This window comes from Caproiciproducens sp. CPB-2 (assembly GCF_036287215.1).
In the GTDB taxonomy this organism is placed as follows: Bacteria; Bacillota; Clostridia; order Oscillospirales; family Acutalibacteraceae; genus Caproiciproducens.
The window spans coordinates 2,648,172-2,667,551 of the sequence record NZ_CP142860.1 but is presented as its reverse complement, the minus strand read 5'-3'; the positions used below and the strand labels follow the sequence as shown (position 1 = coordinate 2,667,551).

The 19,380-nt window shown below is 52.8% G+C and carries 21 protein-coding genes; 15 read left to right on the top strand and 6 right to left on the bottom strand.

Annotated elements, in window-relative coordinates; all coding sequences use genetic code 11:
- The 15 genes from VXK30_RS13220 to thpR all read left to right on the top strand — a co-directional run bounded on the left by VXK30_RS13220 (position 1) and on the right by thpR (position 14,496).
- Complete coding sequence (locus VXK30_RS13220; RefSeq protein ID WP_275715441.1) at positions 1 to 540, top strand: BMC domain-containing protein; 540 nt, start codon at positions 1 to 3, stop codon at positions 538 to 540.
- 400 nt (positions 541 to 940) lie between these two features.
- The gene (locus VXK30_RS13215) at positions 941 to 2,692 is read left to right on the top strand and encodes a methyl-accepting chemotaxis protein (protein ID WP_275715443.1); all 1,752 of its coding nucleotides are present in this window, start codon (positions 941 to 943) and stop codon (positions 2,690 to 2,692) included.
- Between the two features lie 365 nt (positions 2,693 to 3,057).
- Positions 3,058 to 3,828: an IclR family transcriptional regulator gene (locus tag VXK30_RS13210; protein ID WP_275715445.1), complete on the top strand. Its 771-nt coding sequence runs from the start codon at positions 3,058 to 3,060 to the stop codon at positions 3,826 to 3,828.
- A 114-nt stretch (positions 3,829 to 3,942) separates the two neighbouring features.
- Positions 3,943 to 4,767, top strand: a complete 825-nt coding sequence (locus tag VXK30_RS13205) for a quinolinate phosphoribosyl transferase (protein WP_275715447.1) — start codon at positions 3,943 to 3,945, stop codon at positions 4,765 to 4,767.
- 2 nt (positions 4,768 to 4,769) lie between these two features.
- Entirely contained in the window at positions 4,770 to 5,684 is a 915-nt protein-coding gene (locus VXK30_RS13200; protein WP_275715449.1) for a molybdopterin-binding protein, read from the top strand.
- Between the two features lie 15 nt (positions 5,685 to 5,699).
- Entirely contained in the window at positions 5,700 to 6,473 is a 774-nt protein-coding gene (locus VXK30_RS13195; protein WP_275715451.1) for a 2-keto-4-pentenoate hydratase, read from the top strand.
- A gap of 21 nt (positions 6,474 to 6,494) precedes the next feature.
- Positions 6,495 to 7,364, top strand: coding sequence for an acetaldehyde dehydrogenase (acetylating) (locus VXK30_RS13190; protein WP_275715453.1), 870 nt, complete (start codon positions 6,495 to 6,497; stop codon positions 7,362 to 7,364).
- 5 nt (positions 7,365 to 7,369) lie between these two features.
- The gene (gene dmpG, locus VXK30_RS13185) at positions 7,370 to 8,383 is read left to right on the top strand and encodes a 4-hydroxy-2-oxovalerate aldolase (RefSeq protein ID WP_275715455.1); all 1,014 of its coding nucleotides are present in this window, start codon (positions 7,370 to 7,372) and stop codon (positions 8,381 to 8,383) included.
- A gap of 127 nt (positions 8,384 to 8,510) precedes the next feature.
- A complete protein-coding gene (locus tag VXK30_RS13180) occupies positions 8,511 to 9,131 on the top strand; it encodes a 4Fe-4S binding protein (protein ID WP_275715457.1) in 621 nt (206 codons plus the stop codon).
- A complete protein-coding gene (locus VXK30_RS13175) occupies positions 9,128 to 10,591 on the top strand; it encodes a hypothetical protein (RefSeq protein ID WP_275715458.1) in 1,464 nt (487 codons plus the stop codon). Before VXK30_RS13180 ends, VXK30_RS13175 begins: the two co-directional genes overlap by 4 nt.
- Positions 10,592 to 10,615: 24 nt before the next feature.
- Positions 10,616 to 11,866 carry a benzoate/H(+) symporter BenE family transporter gene (locus VXK30_RS13170; RefSeq protein WP_275715460.1) on the top strand — a complete coding sequence of 417 codons (1,251 nt, stop codon included), beginning with the start codon at positions 10,616 to 10,618 and terminating at the stop codon, positions 11,864 to 11,866.
- 90 nt (positions 11,867 to 11,956) lie between these two features.
- On the top strand, positions 11,957 to 13,081 hold the full coding sequence (locus tag VXK30_RS13165) for a M24 family metallopeptidase (protein WP_275715462.1): 1,125 nt from the start codon (positions 11,957 to 11,959) through the stop codon (positions 13,079 to 13,081).
- Positions 13,072 to 13,500, top strand: a complete 429-nt coding sequence (locus tag VXK30_RS13160; RefSeq protein WP_275715464.1) for a DUF3842 family protein — start codon at positions 13,072 to 13,074, stop codon at positions 13,498 to 13,500. The genes VXK30_RS13165 and VXK30_RS13160 overlap by 10 nt, the downstream gene beginning before the upstream one ends.
- Positions 13,501 to 13,675: 175 nt before the next feature.
- A complete protein-coding gene (locus VXK30_RS13155; protein ID WP_275715466.1) occupies positions 13,676 to 13,957 on the top strand; it encodes a DUF503 domain-containing protein in 282 nt (93 codons plus the stop codon).
- Between the two features lie 5 nt (positions 13,958 to 13,962).
- Positions 13,963 to 14,496, top strand: coding sequence for an RNA 2',3'-cyclic phosphodiesterase (gene thpR, locus VXK30_RS13150; protein WP_275715468.1), 534 nt, complete (start codon positions 13,963 to 13,965; stop codon positions 14,494 to 14,496).
- 13 nt (positions 14,497 to 14,509) lie between these two features.
- Here the strand turns inward: thpR and VXK30_RS13145 are convergent, their stop codons facing one another.
- The 6 genes from VXK30_RS13145 to VXK30_RS13120 all read right to left on the bottom strand — a co-directional run bounded on the left by VXK30_RS13145 (position 14,510) and on the right by VXK30_RS13120 (position 19,212).
- Positions 14,510 to 15,781: an Nramp family divalent metal transporter gene (locus VXK30_RS13145; protein ID WP_275715470.1), complete on the bottom strand. Its 1,272-nt coding sequence runs from the start codon at positions 15,779 to 15,781 to the stop codon at positions 14,510 to 14,512.
- Positions 15,782 to 15,852: 71 nt separating this feature from the next.
- Complete coding sequence (locus tag VXK30_RS13140) at positions 15,853 to 16,254, bottom strand: metal-dependent transcriptional regulator (RefSeq protein WP_042082127.1); 402 nt, start codon at positions 16,252 to 16,254, stop codon at positions 15,853 to 15,855.
- 96 nt (positions 16,255 to 16,350) lie between these two features.
- Positions 16,351 to 16,509: a FeoB-associated Cys-rich membrane protein gene (locus tag VXK30_RS13135; RefSeq protein ID WP_275715473.1), complete on the bottom strand. Its 159-nt coding sequence runs from the start codon at positions 16,507 to 16,509 to the stop codon at positions 16,351 to 16,353.
- Between the two features lie 13 nt (positions 16,510 to 16,522).
- A complete protein-coding gene (gene feoB / locus VXK30_RS13130; protein WP_275715475.1) occupies positions 16,523 to 18,658 on the bottom strand; it encodes a ferrous iron transport protein B in 2,136 nt (711 codons plus the stop codon).
- Positions 18,659 to 18,729: 71 nt separating this feature from the next.
- Positions 18,730 to 18,948 (bottom strand): FeoA family protein, encoded by a 219-nt coding sequence (locus VXK30_RS13125; RefSeq protein WP_038325394.1) that lies wholly within the window; start codon positions 18,946 to 18,948, stop codon positions 18,730 to 18,732.
- A gap of 51 nt (positions 18,949 to 18,999) precedes the next feature.
- Positions 19,000 to 19,212, bottom strand: a complete 213-nt coding sequence (locus tag VXK30_RS13120; RefSeq protein WP_038325393.1) for a FeoA family protein — start codon at positions 19,210 to 19,212, stop codon at positions 19,000 to 19,002.
- Positions 19,213 to 19,380: the final 168 nt, after the last annotated feature.

Genomic DNA, 19,380 nt, shown 5'->3' with positions numbered 1-19,380 from the left:
ATGAGCAAGGCAATCGGTATGATTGAATTTTCCAGTATTGCCAGAGGAATTGAAACAAGCGATTATATGATCAAGGCCGCGAACGTGGACCTGCTGAAAGCGTCCACCGTCTGCCCCGGCAAGTATATTGTGCTGATCGGCGGGACGACCGGGGACGTCAAGGTTTCCATGGCCGTGGGAGAGAAGTACGCCGGAGAGTATCTGGTGGATACCCTGCTGATTCCGAACATCCACTCCCAGCTGATTCCCGCGATCTGCCTGACGAACCAGGTGGAAAATCCGGGGGCGGTCGGCGTGCTGGAGTTCTATTCCGTCGCTTCGGCGGTAACGGCCGGGGATGTGGCGGCAAAAGCGGCGAACGTTACGCTGATTGAAATCAAGATCGGTTATTCCATCGGCGGAAAAGGCGTGGTCGTCCTGACCGGAGACGTGGGGGCCGTGCGCACCGCCGTGGAGGCGGCAAAAAAGCAGTGCGAGCTTCTGGTGCAGACAACGGTGATTCCGAAGCCGTCTCCCAAGCTTTACGAAACGCTGCTTTAGTTTCCCATCGTTCCGTTCCCTTTCCATTCGCAGCATCAACAAATACATCCTTTTTTTAATCTTTCAGGCTTGAATCCATCTTTGTGCCCCGCGGAAAGAAGCCCTTACTGGAAAGATTGACCACGCCGGAAGGCTTGGACGATCTGCAGTCGGGCTTCTTTTTTTGTGAAAATTGTAAAAATTTCACATTAATATTCTTGCAATTTAACAACAGCGAAAGCGTTTTATGCTATTATATAGAAAATAATGGCAATTGTTTGTTCAAAAGGTAAATTTCAATCGATCCGTTTAAGCAACTCACAAATAATGGAAGCAATCCTGACGGCAATGGAAAAGCATCCGGGAAAGTGCTTTGTCAATAGCCGTATATTTAGGAAAAGACTGAAAAGGGGATTTCAAAATGACAAAAAAACATTCGCTGCACCTGAAAGGGAAATTGGTCCTGTTTATCGGAGGTCTGCTGCTTAGTTTGATCGTGGTGCTGTCCGGTATTTCCTATCTCTGCATGGACCGGGCGTTCAATCTTTCCATTGCCGCCACCAAACAGGCGTATGACAAGGAAATCAAGGTCGCGGTTGAAAACATCATCAGCGCCCTGAATGCGAACTACCAGAGCTATCAGGACGGGACAATCACGGAGCGGCAGGCGCTTGACAATGCCAAAAAAATTGTCCGGGATACCCGCTATAACAACGGGGAAGGGTATTTTTGGGCGGACGAGGCCAACGGGCTGTGCGCGGTGCATATGAACAAGGAATATGAGGGCGCCATGCGCTATGACGCCAAGGACTTGGCGGGCAATTATTACATACGGAATGTGATTGCCGCGGGCGATCAGGACGGCGGCGGATATACCGAGTTTTATTTTACCAAGCCCGGACAGCAGGGAACGTTCCAGAAGCGTGCCTTTACCCAAAAATTTGAACCCTACGGCTGGTATGTCAGCACGGGAAATTATTATGACGATATCAACAAGGCGGTGGCCAGCCAAAACCAGCAGAAAATGTGGTCCCTTTTCATTCTGCTTCTGGCCAGCGCGGCCCTTGCCGTCTTCGGCATGCTGCTGATGTACCGGTGGGCGGGAAAGATCACCGGGCCGATTCAGAACGTTACCAAACGTCTGCACGGCCTTTCCTTAGGCGACGTTCAGTCTCCGCCTTCGCCGGTCGTCATGACGCAGGACGAGACGGGCGTGCTGACCCAGGCGACGGAACAGCTGATCGTCATGATGCGCAGTATTGTTCAGGACATTACCGACCATTTGCTCAGAATCGCCCAGGGGGACGTCACCTCCTCCGTCGAGCAGGAATATATCGGGGATTTTATACCGATCAAAGAGTCCCTGCAGACCATTTATACCTCTTTGAACCGGACGCTGGCAACGATGAACGAATCCGCTCAGCAGGTGAAGTCCGGGGCGGATCAGGTTTCCTACGCTTCTCAGGCGCTGGCTTCGGGCGCGTCGGAACAGGCCGCCACCATTGAGGAGCTGTCCCAGTCCACCGCCAATGTGTCCGAGCAGGTAAATCACAACGCCTCCAGCGTCGATCAGGCGACGGATTACGTCGTTCAGACGGTTTCCAGTATTGAGGAAAGCAACCGCCACATGGGGCAGATGCTCTCCGCGATGAACGAGATGAAGGTGTCCTCGGACCAGATCGGCCAGATCATCAAGGCCATCGAGGACATTTCTTCCCAGACGAACATTCTGGCGCTCAACGCGGCGATTGAGGCGGCGCGCGCGGGGGAAGCCGGGAAAGGTTTTGCCGTTGTCGCCGATGAGGTCCGCGTTCTGGCCGCAAAGTCCGCCGAGGCGGCAAAGCAGACATCCTCGCTGATCAACGCTTCGATCCAGGCGGTGGGGGACGCCTCCCAGACCGCCGAAAATACGGCGGCGGAGCTGAGCAGGGTGACCGAAACCGCCGAACAGGTCAAAATTTCCATTGAAGAGATTGATAAAGCTTCTCGGGAGCAGGCTGCGGCAATCGCTCAGATCACCCAGGGCATCGAACAGATTTCCGCGGTGGTACAGACAAACGCAGCGACCGCGCAGGAAAGTTCCGCTTCCAGCGAGGAGCTTTCCGCTCAGGCGGCGATTCTTCACGATGAGGTCGGCCGGTTTCAGCTGGCGGGTGAGACGTCCGATTTATAAATGATATCAGAAGGAGCCGGTTTCCATGGAAACCGGCTCCTTCTTTGTCTGTAAAATACGTGCCTGACGTTGCCCTTTCCATTAAAAATAACGATTAGTATTATTGTGATTAAATATACATACAGTCAATTATCTTAAGGAGTATTATTAATATTTTCTAAATCAGAACGGAGATATCTGGAAGCGCTTTGTTGATTTTCAACAAAACGGCAGAGCATATTATTTCGTTATTAACGAAATTGATTCTATATTACAGAATTCGATTGACTTTTCCTGAATCTTATTCTAAAATATAGCCGTCTGAAAGTTTGCTTTTTAACATATCATATCTATGCTTTTAATGTTTTACAGAAGGAGATTTTGCAATGACAGGCGAAACGGGCGTTTTCGTACAGTCTGTTGTCCGTGCGCTGGATATTCTGGAGTGTTTTGACGGACAATTGGTTGAGCTTGGAATTTCCGAAATTTCAGATCAGATGAAATTAAGCAAGAGCACCGTTTACGGGCTCGTGAATACATTGGTCAGCAAGGGTTATCTGGAACAAAATGTGCAGACAAAACGGTACCGTTTAGGCATAAAGCTTTTCGAACTGGGCAGTCTGGTATATAAACGCATGGATTTGCGCAACGAAGCAAAGCCGTTTTGTGAAGAGCTGGTCAGCAAGCACAATGCTACGGTCCATCTGGCCGCCCATTATGGGGATGAAATCGTCTATATTGATAAGGTGGATGCCCCGGGCGCCATGATCGTCTATTCTCAGACCGGTAAACGGGCCCCGATGCACTGCACGGGAGTGGGAAAGGCGATTCTTGCGTTTTTGGGCGACGAGGCGCTCAGGCGTCTGTTTGTGAAAGGGAATCTTGAGCAGTATACGGAGCATACCCTTACCTGTTTAGAAGATTTAAGTCGGGAAATGAATCATGTGCGTTCCTGCGGTTACGCGATCGACAACGAAGAAATCGAAACCGGCCTGCGCTGCGTGGCGGCTCCTATTTTCAATCACCTGAACCAGCCGGTTGCGGCAATCAGTGTATCGGCCCCTACGGCAAGACTGCCGATGGAAAATATCGCATCCATCGCAAAGGATGTGCAGAGCTGCGCGCTACAGATTTCTCAGAGGCTGGGTTATAGATAGCCCGGCATGAGATTTTTCTAAAAAATATTATGAACGGTGTTCGTTTATAACGAATGCCATTCTTGAATTAATAAATACGAACGATGTTCGTTAATGACGAAAATGGAGGAGAGTATGGAAGATATCCGGGATATTATATTCAAAGAAATCGCTGACAAGGAGTTCCGGGCCCTGCTGATCCCCGAGCGCGACGGATGCCTGTCCGGCGCGGAGGAGGCGCAGCGGCTGACAGGGGAAATCGGCGCAAAGCTCAGACTGTTTCTACACGAGGGGGACAGCATAAAGACGGGAGAACCAATCGGCGAAGTGCTCGCTGCCCCGAAAATCATGGCTATGGCGGAAGAAAGAGTCATTGGAACACTCTCCAAATTTTCCGGTATCGCTACGGCCTCGCAGAAAGCCGTCCGGCTGGCGCAGGGGAAAATACGGATTGTGTCCGGGTCCTGGAAAAAGATGCCTCCTGCCATTAAAAACGGTGTACGGCAGGCGATTACCGCGGGTGGCGCTTCCTTCCGCATCAGCAGTACGCCGATGGTCTATCTCGATAAAAACTATATCCGTATGCTCGGCTCCATTCCCGCCGCGCTGGAAAGCGTGCGCGGCTGCGGGGATCTAACGAAGGTGATTCAGATAAAGGGTAAAGAGAATTCCATTGAGGAAGAAACGAAGCAGGCAGTGGAAAACGGCTGCAGCATCCTGATGGTTGACACGGGCAATCTGGAGGATGTGGTCCGCTGCACCAAAAAGGTCGGGGAGATGGGGATGAGCGGAAAGCTGCAGATTGCTTTTGCGGGCGGCGTCAGGCTGGAAGATATTCCGAAATTCTTTGATTACGGAATAGAGATGCTCTGCATTGGGAAAGAAATTGTTGACGCGCCGCTTCTGGATATCAAGATGGATGTCCAGCTGCAAAAAATTGAGACGGAAAGAGGATCCTGAAAATGGGCTTGAATCTGCTGGAAAAAACGGAGCTCTGGGTCAATCATATCAGACTCGATCATGTGAACCTGACCCTGCTCGCAAAAACCGTGGCGGATGTGCTTGGGCTGGAGAGCAGCAAGGTGCTGGTGGTCGACGTCCGCCCGGACCATATCACGCTGGACATTATGGAGAACGATATTCCCACCGAAAACATTGTGGGCAAGGAGCGCGCGCTGCTGGAAGCGCTTGCGAAGCTGGACGGTGTGCATCTGACCGCGGATTCCTGCATCCATTCCAATGGGATTCTGGGACTGATCTGCCTGGAAGGGGAGAACCCCGCCAGGATGAGCCAGAAGGTCGATAGCATGGTGGATGAAATGAGGGAGCGCATTGCCAAACGGGCGATCATCTTCCCGACCGGCTTTGAGCTGAAGCAGAACCTGATTGAAGATACCAACACTCCCTATCTGAAAGAGCTTCTGGAGTCCGAGGGCTATCAGGTGACCGTCGGGGATGTGATTGAAGATGATCTGGACGACATGGAATATAAGCTGTCCGACGCGGTCTCGCGCGCGTTCGGGCTGATTATCACCACCGGCGGGGTCGGCGCCGAGGATAAGGATAAATCGGTCGAGAGTATGCTCAGAATCGATCCGCAGGCGGCAACGCCTTATATTGTAAAATTCCGGCAGGGAACCGGGCGGCACGTCAAGGACGGGGTGCGCATTGCCGTCGGAACGGTCGGGCCGTCCATGCTGGTATCCTTCCCCGGACCGAACGACGAGGTCAGGCTGGCGGCGGGCGTGCTGCTGGAATGCCTGAAGAATCATGACGGCAAAGAGGAAACCGCTCAGAAAATCGCCGCGGTGCTGGCGGAAAAGCTGATGAAAAAGTCTTTCCACCATGAACACTACGGGTATGATCATCATTCATAAAAAGGAGTAAGATTTATGGACCGCAAAAAAATTGCTCGGGACTTATTTGAGGCAGAAAAAGAATGCCGTCAGATTGCGATGCCTACGGCATCCAATCCGGACATGACCGTCGAAGACGCCTATGCCGTTCAGCTTGAAAATGTGGCGAAAAAAGTTGCCGCGGGGGAAAAAATCATCGGCATGAAAATCGGTCTTACCAGCAAGGGCATGCAGAACCTTCTGCATGTAAATGAGCCGGATTACGGCCATCTGACCGACAAAATGCTGGTACTGGAAGGGGAAGCCTGTCCCATTGACGAGCTGATCCAGCCGAAGGTCGAGGGTGAGCTTGCCTTCTGCCTGAAAAAGACTTTACGCGGCCCCGGCGTGACCGTCGCCGACGTATACAATGCCACGGAGTACGTGGTTCCCGCGATTGAAATTGTTGACAGCCGCATCAAGGACTGGAAGATTACCCTTCCGGACACCATTGCGGACGATGGTTCCAGTGCAAGGTTCATCATCGGCGGACGCATGACTCCCATTGCCAATGTGGATATGCGCCTGACCGGCATGACGCTGGAAAAGAACGGCGAGCTTGTGAACAGCGGTACCTGTGCCGAGGTTCTGGGCAACCCCGCGGCTTCCGTCGCGTGGCTGGCAAATAAACTTTCTGCTTTTGACATTGAACTGAAAGAAGGAAATATTGTAATGGCGGGCGCATTGACCGCCGCACAACCGGCTGCAAAAGGCGACAGCTTTACTGTGAGTTTTTACGGCATGGGCAGTGTGACAGCCAAATTCAAATAACATTCTTGAAAGGAAATGAAAATGGAGAAAATTAAGGTAGGCATCATTGGTCCCGGCAATATCGGGTCCGACCTGATGTATAAGGTTATGAAGAGCAAACATCTGCAAATGCATATGATGGCCGGCATCGTAGAGTCCGAGGGCATCAAAAGAGCTGCAGGGCTGGGCTTTAAAACATCGCTGAACGGCGTTGACGCGGTAGCCGCGGATCCGGATATCAAAATCGTATTTGACGCAACCAGCGCGAAAGCGCATTTACATAACGCGCCGATCCTGAAAGCTGCCGGAAAGATCGTCATGGATATGACCCCGGCCGCGGTGGGACCCTATGTGGTCCCCTGCGTCAACCTGGACCACCTTGCCCACGTGGATAACTTCAATATGGTGACCTGCGGCGGGCAGGCGACGATTCCGATTGCCTATGCCATCGATAAGGTGGCGGATTCGTCCTATACGGAGATCGTCGCGTGCCTTTCTTCCAAGAGTGCGGGTCCCGGAACCCGTGCAAACATTGACGAGTTTACCCAGACGACGAAAAAAGCGCTCGAAATCGTCGGCGGCGCGGACAAAGCCAAGGCGATTATCGTTCTGAATCCCGCGGAACCGCCGCTGATGATGACGAACACCATTTATTCCATTGTAAAGAATCCCGATGAAAAAAAGATCATTGAATCCGTGCACGAATATGTGAAAAGGGTTCAGGCCTATGTGCCGGGCTACAAGCTGCGTGTCCCTCCGGTGATCGATGGAAACAAGGTTACCGTGATTGTACAGGTTGAGGGTGCAGGCGACTTCCTGCCGAAATATTCCGGCAATCTCGACATCATCAATCAGGCGGCAACCGCCGTTGCAGAAAAAGTAGCAGAAAATCTGCTGAGCAGGGAGGGCTAACCGCTATGGAAAAAAGGAAAATTAAGATTGTAGATACCACGCTGCGTGACGGAAGCCATGCAGTCAGCCACAGCTTTACGGTGGAACAGGCCACCGCGATTGCAGGGGGACTGGACAAGGTGGGCGTCAGCCTGATCGAACTGAGCCACGGCGACGGCATTGCGGGCTCCTCCATCAACTACGGGATGTCCAAGGTCCCGGAAATGGAACTTCTCAGCGCCGCGAGCAAAGTGGTGAAAAACGCGAAGCTGACCGTTTTGCTGCTCCCCGGCATCGGAACCATTGAAGACCTTCAGGAAGCAAAGGACAACGGCGCGCAGGCCGTCCGTGTCGCCACCCATGTAACCGAGGCGGATATCGCCATTCAGCATATCAAATACGCAAAGAGCATCGGTATGATGGCGGTGGGCTTTTTGATGATGTCCCACATGGGTTCTCCGGAAAAAATTGTCGAGCAGGCAAAGATTTTTGAGGAATGCGGTGCGGACTACATCAATCTTGCGGATTCCGCCGGACATATGGTGCCGGACGACGTCCGCGCAAGAATCAGCGCGCTGAAAAATTCCATTGGGATTCCGATCGGGTTCCATTCCCACAACAACCTCGGCCTTTCCGTCGCAAACTCTGTTGCGGCTGTCGAGGAAGGTGCTTCTTATATCGACGTCACCTGCCGCGGGCTGGGCGCGGGCGCCGGAAATACGCAGAATGAGGTGCTTTGCGCGGTGCTTGACCGCCTTGGGTACGACACCGGCGTTGACCTGTACGGCATTATGGATGTTGCCGAGGAGATCGTGGAGCCGATTATGCAGCGTCCGCAGGTCGTCAACACGGCTTCCCTGATGCTCGGTTACGCAGGTGTTTACTCCAGCTTCCTGCTCCACACTTACAGGGCGGCGGAAAAATTCCATCTGAATCCCCGTGATATTCTTGTCGAACTGGGCCGCCGCGGGATGGTCGGCGGACAGGAGGACATGATTATAGACGTAGCATTTGAACTTTCTCAGCAGAAAACCCGGTAAAAAGGAGATGAGGGAGAAAAGCACTCTACTTCCAGAAGGAGGCAATTGATTGGATGAATCCAGACAAAACCGTATTGAAAAGGTCCGCAGTCAAGAAAACAGAAACAGGAGAGGAGAGGTTTAACGGATGAAAAGAGTGACTCTTTTGGCCGAAGTGCAGCAGGACGTATGTCGCGGCTGTAAGGTTTGTGAAAAAGTGTGTCCTGTTTACGCCATTTCGGTAACCGACAGAAAAGCAAAAGTAAAAGAGGACGCGTGCCGCGGCTGTACCAACTGTGAATCCCGCTGCCCGTTCCACGCGATCAAAATGGTGAAGAGGGAGAAACCGTTTACCATCGGGGTGGATGCTTCCCAATACGATTCCGGAAAAATCCGCGAATTGTGTGAAAAGGCGCATCTGAATCCGGAGCAGGTCATCTGCTACTGCGTAGGCGTTCGCGCCGAGGAGGTTGCCGCGGCGATTATGGCCGGTGCCAAAACCCCGGACGAAATTTCTTCTGTGACGGGAATCCGCACAGGCTGCACCATCGAGTGCATTCAGCCGCTGCTCCGTCTGATTCAGGCGGCGGGAATCGAGCTGAAGCGCGACGAAAACGGCTGGCAGTGGTACGGCGTAACGCCTACCGCATGGACGCTTCCCGAAGATGTTGTACAAAAGTACAATAAGAGAGGGTTCTACTTCGAAGAGGATAAACAACTGCTGGACCGCGTTGTGCACACAAATCCGAAAGGGGAGGAAAAGAAATGAATTACACGGAATTGATGCATGAACCCATTAAGCCGATTTTACCGAAGCCTTCCCAGTACGGCATTGACCCTTCGCTGGTGAAAGCGCGTGTTTCCGAGATGCCGGGAATGGTATCCCTTTATCTGCGCGAGCTCTTCCCGGACCTTCCTCCCGTGCTGCTGCCGGGCGGCCCGGACGCCATCAAAAACGTCCGCAAAGCGGCGGAAGAGGCCCTGATGAAGGTCGACATGAGCATGATTAAGCCGGAGCATTCCGTGAATGTGCTGGCTTCCCACCATGGCTTTACCCTGTTTGGCGGCGAACCGTACGCCGAGCTTCTGAAAGCGATCAGGGATGTTGTGGAAAAGAGAACCGGATGCAGGGACATCCGCCTGCGTGCCGGCGTGGGCATGCGCTTCCGCGAGACGGAGGAATACATCAAACGGTACGGCCTTGATACCTATTATAACGGCAAGGCGATCGGCGTTGCCCCGATTGACGAAGGCATTCCGATTGAAACCGAGATCGGCACCCTGTACGGAATCAAGAAGGTCTACGACGCCGACTGGATCATCCACGCGCATCACACCGACGTGCGTGAGGTGCATTTCCACAGGCAGGTAGACAAGGCTGTAAAGCCGTTCGGCATGTCCTATGCCCGCTGCGAAACCCGCAGCACCTATCACCAGAACCTCGGCCCCCGCGCGGCAAATTTCACGGCCCGTGCGATCTTTGAATCAAAATTCGTCCAGAGCAAATTCGCCTTTGCTGCTTTCCTCAACTGCGGCCCCCACGGCGTCATCGGCGCGGACTGCGACAACGATCTTTATGCGCTGAATGACCGCGCAACCTTTGTCGGCTGCCAGCTGTACGGCAAGATCATGACGCTGTTCGGTGAAATTGACAAATGCATCGCGGTTCTCGACTTCCCCTGCCCGGTGCCGTATGTTTTCTCCGCAGGCGTTATCTACGCCAACTTTACCGGCGCGAACACGGACCTTTACGATATGGAAAGCCCGCTTCCGCCCTACACCTGGTACACCGAGGCGTTCTACCGCAGGAACGGTCAGCCCCTGCTGGAGGAAACGCCGCCGATGAACCCGGCTATCAGGATGTGCGTGCACAACTATGCCTGGACCGGCTATCCGTCCGAGTTCTTCTCCAAGAATATCCCCACGGTGGTCGTCGGGGAGGAACAGGGAAAGCTGTTCGACACCGACTCCATGAATATCGGTTATATGGATTATGCGGTCACCGCAAGATCCACTGAACAGGCGATGCAGTTCGCTTACAATGTCACCGGAACGGATAAGGTCATCATCTTCGATGGAGCAATGGGCGGCATGAACGTCAGCGAATCCCTTGCAAAGCTCCTGATTGAAAAAGCACCCGAAGTCAGCGAAAGGGTTGACAACGTGTTGCTGCCGAAGTGGCTTAAGCAAAGAGGCGTCGATATTTCCATTTTAAACAGAAACAAATAATAATTGGATGAGGAGAAATGATTTATGGCGTCTGTAAGTAGAGGATTGTCATTTTTTGAAAAGGGTCCCGGCTTTGGTTCAGGATTATCCGATCTGGGCAAAAATCTGAATTCCAAGACAATTACCGCGGGTGTTGTCGCAGCAATTTTCGGATGCACCGGCCCCGCGCTGGTCACCATCAAAGCCAGTACGACGGCTGGCTACACCACGGAGCAAACTGTCTCCTGGCTTTTCGGCATTTATGTTTTAGGCGGTTTAATCAGCCTGGTTATGGGCCTTTATTACAAAATTCCGATCGTCGGCGCGTATTCCATTCCGGGCGCTTCCATGCTGGGGGCTGCTCTGACCGGCTTCACCTTCAATGAAGCCGCCGCTTCTTTCATCATGGCCGGTATTATCGTCCTTCTGCTCGGTGTCACCGGCCTGATGGGCAAGGTTATGAAATGGCTTCCGCTTCCCATTGTCATGGGGATGATCGCGGGCTGTATGCTGCGGTTCGGTACGAGCATCGTGACCTCTACCGGGGAATCCCCGATTGTCTGCGGCGCGGCCTTGATCGGTTTCTTCTTCGTCCCGAAGCTGATTAAGAAATTCCCGCCGGTGCTCGCGGCTTTGATTTTCGGCATCATCGCCCTGCTGGCCACGGGCGGCATGGCGGCCAACGCTGTTGACCTCAAGTACATACCGCCGCAAATTGTCGTTCCCAAGTTCAACATCGCAACAGTTCTGTCCGTTTCTGTTCCGCTCGCCGCGCTGGTAGTCGGAGCGGAAAACGCCCAGGCGGTCGGCGTTCTGATGGCACAGGGGTATAAAGTGCCTGTCAACGGTATGACCATTATCAGCGGGATCGGCGGTATCCTTTCCGGTATGTTTGGCGCCCACAACGCGAATATCGCGGGCCCGATGACCGCGATCTGTTCGTCGGAAGAAGCCGGCGAAAATAAGGAAGGGCGCTATGCGGCAGGTATTGTAAACGGTGTTTTGTTTGCTTCCTTCGGCCTTTTCGCAAGCTTTGCCATGGCATTTGTCAAAGCAATCCCCGCTTCTCTCATTAACGTTCTCGCGGGCGTCGCGATGATCAACGTTCTAATCAATGCGTTTCAAGACGGTTTCGGAAGCAGAAAGTTCAGAATGGGCGCGTTTGCCGCGCTGGTCATCGGTGTCAGCGGCGTCAGCATTTTCAGCATCGGTTCCGCTTTCTGGGCTTTGGTAGGCGGCGTTGTCGTTTCTCTGATCTGTGAGAAAGCAGATTTTGACACTCAGGAAGCAAAATAATCAGTGATCCTAAGTTAATAATAGTAATATTAAGTAAGGAGGGGGCCGGTCACGCCCCCTTCCTGCGATTTAATAGGGAGGAGAAGTGTAATGGAAGGAATTGTTGTAGGCAGAATTACCGCGCTGCAGCAGGAGCTGCAGAAAGCTGATCTGGACGCGGCGGTCATCATGGACAGGGAAAACCTGATTTACTTTGCCAATGTGGATGATATTGAAGGAGGTTCCTTGATTATTCCGGCGAAAGGGGAACCGAAGATGCTGTGCCTCTGGCTGGAGGCACGCCATGTGCGCGACCGGTCGGGCCTGGAAGTCATCCCTTATTTCTTTCCCAAGGACAATGTCAGCCAGAAAACAGCGGACATGATTCTGGAAATGGGCATCCCCAACCCAAAAGTCGGATTCACGCGTTATTTCATCAGTCTGAAGGATTACCAATGCCTGCGGGATACCGTCCCCGGCATCTATTTCGGTGATATCGCGACAATTTGCTATAAAATCCGCTCTGTTAAAGAGGAGCAGGAGATCGAGTATATCAAAAAGGCCGCACGGTTTGTCTCCATCGGCATGCGGGCGGGAATCGAGGCCGTCCGTCCCGGCGTAAAGGAGACGGAAATCCTTGCGGAGGCGGAGTACGCCATGCGCAAGGCGGGTTCGGAAGGCAGCACGTTCCGTATGCAGGTGCTGCGTCACGACCGCCAGCAGCTCGTACACCCTTACGCGGGAGACTATGTGATCGACAACAATCAGCCCGTGGTCATTCATCTGGGGGCTTCTTACAAGGGCTATGCCGCCAAGATGTGCCGTACGGTCTTTTTGGGCGACGTCGCGCCGGAGTCGGTGGAAATCTACAAAATCCTGATGGAGGCGCAGAAGGCCGCCATGGAGGCGATCAAACCGGGCGCGGTATCCGGCGAGATTTACGACAGGGTGTTCAAGGTCATCCACGACCACGGCTACGCCAGAATGTTTATGGACCATATCGGCTACGGCGTGGGAATTCGCCAGTCGGAATTTTACCCGATTCTGGGCAGGGGCCTTGACCATGTGCTGGAAAAAAATATGGTGGTGGACGTTCTTCTGCCGACTCTGTACGATCCGAAATTCGGCGGTCCGCGTATAACGGATACGGTGCTGGTGGAAAATGCAGGCGCTGTGGCTCTGACAGATCTAAACGAAGGCGCATCACGCCGTTATGGAGATATCCTATGCAGATAGTAGTGATCGACGGCCAGGGCGGCGGAATGGGCAGAAGCATTGTGGAACGGCTGAAAGACGCGCTGCCCGAAGCGGAAGTGATCGCGGTGGGTACCAACGCGCTGGCTACCTCCAATATGATGAAGGGCGGAGCAAACGCCGGGGCAACCGGGGAAAACGCGGTGGTTTACAACTGCGCCCGCGCGGATGTCATTGTCGGCCCGCTCGGGATCATCCTTCCGAACGCCATGTACGGAGAAGTTAGCCCGAAAATGGCGATGGCGGTGTCCGGCTGTTTGGCGGACAGGGTGTTTTTGATCCCCGCTGTAAAAAGGCATGTCCATATTATCGGAATGCAGGATAAGACCATTTCGCAGTATATCGACGAAGCCGTTACAGAGATAAAAAGGCATTGCTGCGGCAAACCGCCCGGCCGGTAAGGAGCAAAAAGAGGGTACCGAATCTATGATTCGGTACCCTCTTTTCATGCGTATTTGGCATTCCGTTTACTTTCCGGGATAAGGCGGGTATAATAAAAAGAAAAGCATGCGCCGCTCTACAGCGGCACACGTACGGCAGAATGGCTTTTCAGTTTGATCAAGAGGAGGACGGCAGATGCTGATAGGGACGGCACAGATTACGCTTTACGCGCCGTGGGTGCATTCGTTGAAAGAAAAGCGCATGGTGGTAAACAGCCTTCTGGCGAAAGTGCGGAATCAGTTCCATGCGTCCGCCGCCGAAATCGACTGTCAGGACGTCCACCAGACGATCGTCATCGGCATCGCCTGTGTGGCGGGGACCGCCGCGCTGGCGGACAGCGTGATCGACCATGCGGTGAATTTCATTGAAAGCAGCACCGAGGCGGAAATCACCGATGTGCTCAAAGAAATCAGGTGAACAAAATGCGTCTTTTTATAGCGGTTAATTTTCAGAACGAAGTGAAGGACAGCCTGTGCGGCTGTATCGAAAGGCTGAAAGAAAACTCGGTACGGGGGAATTTCACCCGGCGTGAAAACCTGCACCTGACTCTAACTTTCCTTGGCGAGACCCCGCGGGCCGATTCGGCAAAGCAGGCGATGGACGCGGCTGCCGGGGTGCCTTTTGAGCTGAGGATCGGGGGCTTTGGGCACTTTCGCCGCGGCGGGGACATTTATTGGGTCGGCGTTGAGCACAGCGCCGCGCTCACGGCCCTTCAGGCAAGCCTGTGTACGGAACTGCGCAGGAAAGGATTTTCCCTTGAAACGCGCGAATTCAAACCGCATCTGACCCTTGGCCGTGAGGTTTCGCTTGTTCCGGGCTTTGACCGGGAAGCGTTTGCGCGGGCAATTCCTCCCATGCACATGCGGGTGGAAAAGATCAGCCTGATGAAGTCGGAACGGCTGAACGGGCGGCTCACCTATACGGAGATTTACGCAAAGCAGTTGGAAAATAGGTGAAATCCCGCAGGCTTTACAGGAGTGTGTCTATCAGCAGATAGACATTCAGGCCGGTTACCGCGATTCCGACCGCCCAAAGCATCGCGTTGTGGAGCGGCGTGTTTTTGTATTCGCCCATCACCTTCCGGGAGGAAGTCAGGTACAGCTGCAGGAAAATGGTGATGGGAAGCTGAATGCTCAGCAGCATCTGGGAAATGAGAAGGCCGTTGAACGGGTCGCTGATGAACAGAATGGCCGCCATGGCGGCAATCAGGGTCCCCAGTACGCCGATGCGGGTGTGCCTGTCGCTGATGCTGTAGGGCTCGCCAAACATGCCCGCCAGAATGCTGCCGCCGGTCATTCCGGCGGTAATCGACGAGGAGAATCCGGCGAAAAGCAGGGCTACGGCGAAGATGACGGCGGAAGCGTTTCCGATCAGCGGCGTCAGCAGCGTGTGCGCCTGGGAAAGCTCGTCCACCGGGATGTGCTGCTGAAAAAAGGTGGCGGCCGCAAGCAGGATCATTGCGCTGTTGATGGCCCAGCCCACGATCATGGAGAAAAGGGTATCCGTAAATTCGTATTTCAGCTGTTTTTCCAAAACAGCTTTGTCTTCCAGATTAAATTGCCTGCTCTGAATGACTTCCGAGTGCAGAAACAGGTTGTGCGGCATTACCACCGCGCCCAGCACGCTCATAATGATAAACGCGGAGTTTTCCGGGAAAACAGGCGTCACCCATCCCGCGGCCGCCGCGCCCCAGTCGATTTTCACCATGGTCAGCTCGTACAGGAAGGACAGCCCGATCACGGAAACAAATCCGATGATGATCTTTTCAATCTTCTTATAGGAGTTGCTGAAAAGCATTGCCGTGACCGCCGCGAAAACAATCAGGGAACCGGCCTTCACCGGGATATGGAACAGCATATTCAGCGCGATGGCCCCGCCGAGCAGCTCCGCAAGGGCGGTGGAGGCGCAGGCCAGCAGCGCGGTAATCAGCACGGGAACGCTGATTTTTTTATGCAGGTGCCGGGTAGCCGCCTCCGCAAGACAGTCGCCGGTTACAATTCCCAGATGGGCGACATTGTGCTGAAGAAGAATCAGCATAATTGTGGAAAGCGTGATTACCCAGAGCAGGCCGTAGCCGAAATCCGACCCGGCGGCGATATTGGTCGCCCAGTTGCCCGGATCGATAAAGCCCACCGTCACCAGAAGCCCGGGCCCTATGTATTTAAACAGGCTGAGTGAAATGTCCGGCCGTTTATGGTCCTTTGCAAAGAGCTGACTGATTTTTTGTTTGACTGCATTCATGAAAAGCGCACCCCAGATTCTGTCATTTTCTTACAATATAAATAACAGTATATCTGAAAATGGCGTTTTTATCAATCCCCGGAAAATGGGCTGGACTTTTTTTTGACTGCAGCGGTCAGCGTGACGCCGGATATTTTATCAATACTTTCTTCCGAGAGATCGCACAGGGAGAATATCGCGTCCCGGCGTGCGTTTTCCGGGGAAACCTGAAGGGTTTCGGAAAAAAAGGCGTACAGCAGCAGATAACGGGTATACAGCTCGTTCGCGATTCGGACTCCGCGCGCGGTGAAACGCACGGTCCCGTAATATTCTTTATCAATCAGCCCTTCCAAAGCAATGGCTTTTAGCATTTTGGAGGCGCTGGGACATTTAATTCCGAGGGAGCGCGCAATGTCTTTGCAGTGGACCTCGCGGCCGTCGAATCCCAGCTCGTAGATTGCAAACAGATATCGTTTTTTGCAGGAAGAAAACATTTTTACTCTCCTTATTCTACCTATTTACTTTCATGGATCAACTCTGTTCAATAAATTTATAAAAAAAGCGCAGGTTTCAAACCTGCGCTTTTCCTATCAGGCCCTGTGACTTTCGTCCGTCCCGGCGCAGTGGTCGCAGTGACCGCCGCACCCGGAACATCCGACACATTTTCCGGCCTTGTGCGCTTTGTAAGTGTACCGCGCGGACGCGGCGAGAGCCGCGAAAAGAATAACCGAAATAATGAATGTTGCCATAAAAACGCCTCCTTTAGGCTGCGCGCGCTCCTTTCAGGGAATGAGCGCTTGTTGGTTTATAGCTGCGGAACAGAAGATAGAGAAGACCGATAGAGAGGAGAGTGGCAACGGCTGTTCCGACACCGAAGCCGCCGCCCATAAACAGGGTGCCAAACTGGTAAACAATCAGGGACAGGATATAGGCAAACACACACTGATACCCAACGGAGAACAGCGTCCATTTTGCGGAGCCCAGCTCGGTCTTGGCCGCGCCGATCGCCGCAAAGCACGGAGCGCAGAGAAGGTTGAACATCAGGAAGGTATAAGCGGAAAGCTGGGTAAAGGAGCTCTGCAGGTTGGTCCAAACCTCCGCGCCGTCTTCCGCCACTTCTGCGAAGCCGTACAGAATACCAAAGGTACCCACAACGTTTTCTTTCGCGATCAGGCCGGTAACGGTAGCAACGGCGGGTTTCCACTGCCCCCAGCCGAGAGGTGCAAAGATCGGGGCGATCACACGTCCGAGGGAAGCCAGAATGGATTCTTCGATATCGACCATCTGAAGGTTCCACCCAAAGGTGCTGAGGAACCAGACGCCAAACGTAGCGAGCAGAATGACGGTCCCCGCTTTTTTGACGAACGCCTTGCCGCGGTCAAGCATATGAATCAGAACCGTCTTGGCACCCGGAATGTGGTATGCGGGCAGTTCCATGACAAAGGGCGCCGGATCACCCGCAAACAGCCTGGTCTTTTTCAGGATGATTCCCGAAATGATAATCGCCGCAATACCGAGGAAATAAGCGGAGGGACCGACCCAGGGCGACTCAGGGAACAACGCGCCGGCAACCAGCGCAATCACGGGCAGCTTGGCGCTGCACGGAATAAAGGTGGTTGTAATAATGGTCATCCGACGGTCTTTTTCACTTTCAATGGTACGGGTCGCCATAATGCCGGGCACGCCGCATCCGGTGCCGATCAGGATGGGGATAAAGGACTTGCCGGACAGGCCGAAGCGCCGGAAGATCCGGTCCATAATAAAGGCGATACGAGCCATATAGCCGCAGTCCTCTACGATTGCGAGGCAGAGGAAAAGCACCAGCATCTGTGGTAAGAATCCCAACACAGCGCCGACACCGGCTACAATGCCGTCCAGAATCAGCGAACTGAGCCATTCAGCGGCGCCGACGGAAGTTAAAAAGCCACCGACTGCATTCGGTACGATATCACCGAACAGAACGTCGTTGACCCAATCCGAACCCATGGTTCCGACAGTTGAAATGGAGATGTAGTAGACCAGGAACATTACCACGGCAAAGATGGGAAGTGCCAGCCAGCGGTTGGTCACCACACGGTCGATTCTGTCCGATGTCGTCATTCCGGCATGTTTCTTGTGCAGACATTTGGCAACTAATTTGCCGATGTAATTGTAGCGCTCATTGGTAATGATGCTTTCAGAGTCGTCATCCGCCTCTTTTTCACTGGCGGCAATAACTTCTTCGATCTTATCCTGTACCTCTTTTGTAAAATGGAGCTGCTCCAGAACCTTGGAATCTCTTTCAAAAAGTTTTACCGCGTACCAGCGGGAAAAGTCGGCGGGAATAAAGCTTTTGCTCAGCTCTCCGACTTCTGAGATTGCCTTTTCGACCGATTCGCCGAAAGAGTGCTGGGGAACGGTCCGGGCCTTCGCTTTTGCCATTTCATAAGCTCTTTCCGCGACCTCTTTGGAGCCGGTTCCCTTTACCGCAGAGGTTTCCACCACTTCGCAGCCGAGCGCTTCGCTCAGCTTTTTGGTGTCGATCTTATCGCCGTTTTTCTTTACCACGTCGATCATGTTCAGCGCGATAATCACGGGGATGCCGATTTCCACAAGCTGTGTGGTCAGGTACAGGTTGCGCTCTATATTGGAACCGTCAACCAGATTGATAATCACATCCGGATGCTCGTTGATCAGAAAATTTCTGGTAACAACCTCTTCCAGCGTATACGGGGAAAGAGAGTAAATACCGGGAAGGTCAACAATGGTAACATCCTTGTGCCCCTTCAGTTTTCCTTCTTTCTTTTCCACGGTTACGCCTGGCCAGTTGCCAACGTACTGCGAACTGCCTGTCAGGTCATTGAACATTGTCGTCTTGCCGCAGTTCGGGTTGCCGGCAAGCGCTATTTTAATAGACATTGTGCGTACCTCCTTCATAATAGTTAGCCACAGCTAACTTATCGCCATAAAAATTTGGCCTCGCCGTACGGCTACGCCACTTCGATGTTCTGCGCATCTGCTTTCCGAATGGACAATTCGTAATTTCTGACGGTAATTTCCACCGGATCGCCTAAAGGAGCTACTTTCCGCACATAAATCTGTACGCCCTTCGTGATTCCCATATCCATAATCCTGCGCTTGATTGCTCCGCCGCCGCTTAAGGCGGTAACCGTTACGGTAGTACCGCATTTCGCATCTTTCAGTGTCATTCTGTTTCCCTCCTGTCAATTTTGCATATGAAATGAAGACCATCGGGCCTTCTATGCCACCATAATCCTGTTTGCCATGCTCTTGCTGATTGCAATGCGGGTATCCTTTACATTTACGATCATGTTGCCGCCGATTTCCGATACAACGGTAACATTGCCTCCGACAACAAAACCCAGACTTTCCAGAAAACGCCTGGTTTCGTCTTTGCCGTGAATTTCATGGATAATACTTTGTACACCGGACTGTGCCATTGTGAGCGGCATAATGAATCCTCCTTTTTATCAAAACAACAAGGGAATAATTTTTGGTAGTTAGCATACACTAACTATTTATAATTTACTCCGCAATCGGGGATTTGTCAATACTTAGAGCCAAGAAAGAGAATAAAAGCCTCAATTTTATGAAATTTGTTTAACAATACAAAAAATCAG

What these genes read in the sequence shown, in the direction of transcription:
- VXK30_RS13205 (WP_275715447.1), top strand. Translation starts at nt 3,943, where the DNA reads ATGGAAGATATCCGGGATATTATATTCAAAGAAATCGCTGACAAGGAG.
- VXK30_RS13160 (WP_275715464.1), top strand. Translation starts at nt 13,072, where the DNA reads ATGCAGATAGTAGTGATCGACGGCCAGGGCGGCGGAATGGGCAGAAGC.
- VXK30_RS13140 (WP_042082127.1), bottom strand. Translation starts at nt 16,254, where the DNA reads ATGTTTTCTTCCTGCAAAAAACGATATCTGTTTGCAATCTACGAGCTG.
- VXK30_RS13220 (WP_275715441.1), top strand. Translation starts at nt 1, where the DNA reads ATGAGCAAGGCAATCGGTATGATTGAATTTTCCAGTATTGCCAGAGGA.
- VXK30_RS13170 (WP_275715460.1), top strand. Translation starts at nt 10,616, where the DNA reads ATGGCGTCTGTAAGTAGAGGATTGTCATTTTTTGAAAAGGGTCCCGGC.
- VXK30_RS13145 (WP_275715470.1), bottom strand. Translation starts at nt 15,781, where the DNA reads ATGAATGCAGTCAAACAAAAAATCAGTCAGCTCTTTGCAAAGGACCAT.
- VXK30_RS13190 (WP_275715453.1), top strand. Translation starts at nt 6,495, where the DNA reads ATGGAGAAAATTAAGGTAGGCATCATTGGTCCCGGCAATATCGGGTCC.
- feoB (WP_275715475.1), bottom strand. Translation starts at nt 18,658, where the DNA reads ATGTCTATTAAAATAGCGCTTGCCGGCAACCCGAACTGCGGCAAGACG.
- VXK30_RS13175 (WP_275715458.1), top strand. Translation starts at nt 9,128, where the DNA reads ATGAATTACACGGAATTGATGCATGAACCCATTAAGCCGATTTTACCG.
- VXK30_RS13165 (WP_275715462.1), top strand. Translation starts at nt 11,957, where the DNA reads ATGGAAGGAATTGTTGTAGGCAGAATTACCGCGCTGCAGCAGGAGCTG.
- thpR (WP_275715468.1), top strand. Translation starts at nt 13,963, where the DNA reads ATGCGTCTTTTTATAGCGGTTAATTTTCAGAACGAAGTGAAGGACAGC.
- VXK30_RS13200 (WP_275715449.1), top strand. Translation starts at nt 4,770, where the DNA reads ATGGGCTTGAATCTGCTGGAAAAAACGGAGCTCTGGGTCAATCATATC.
- VXK30_RS13135 (WP_275715473.1), bottom strand. Translation starts at nt 16,509, where the DNA reads ATGGCAACATTCATTATTTCGGTTATTCTTTTCGCGGCTCTCGCCGCG.
- VXK30_RS13120 (WP_038325393.1), bottom strand. Translation starts at nt 19,212, where the DNA reads ATGCCGCTCACAATGGCACAGTCCGGTGTACAAAGTATTATCCATGAA.
- dmpG (WP_275715455.1), top strand. Translation starts at nt 7,370, where the DNA reads ATGGAAAAAAGGAAAATTAAGATTGTAGATACCACGCTGCGTGACGGA.
- VXK30_RS13180 (WP_275715457.1), top strand. Translation starts at nt 8,511, where the DNA reads ATGAAAAGAGTGACTCTTTTGGCCGAAGTGCAGCAGGACGTATGTCGC.
- VXK30_RS13215 (WP_275715443.1), top strand. Translation starts at nt 941, where the DNA reads ATGACAAAAAAACATTCGCTGCACCTGAAAGGGAAATTGGTCCTGTTT.
- VXK30_RS13155 (WP_275715466.1), top strand. Translation starts at nt 13,676, where the DNA reads ATGCTGATAGGGACGGCACAGATTACGCTTTACGCGCCGTGGGTGCAT.
- VXK30_RS13210 (WP_275715445.1), top strand. Translation starts at nt 3,058, where the DNA reads ATGACAGGCGAAACGGGCGTTTTCGTACAGTCTGTTGTCCGTGCGCTG.
- VXK30_RS13125 (WP_038325394.1), bottom strand. Translation starts at nt 18,948, where the DNA reads ATGACACTGAAAGATGCGAAATGCGGTACTACCGTAACGGTTACCGCC.
- VXK30_RS13195 (WP_275715451.1), top strand. Translation starts at nt 5,700, where the DNA reads ATGGACCGCAAAAAAATTGCTCGGGACTTATTTGAGGCAGAAAAAGAA.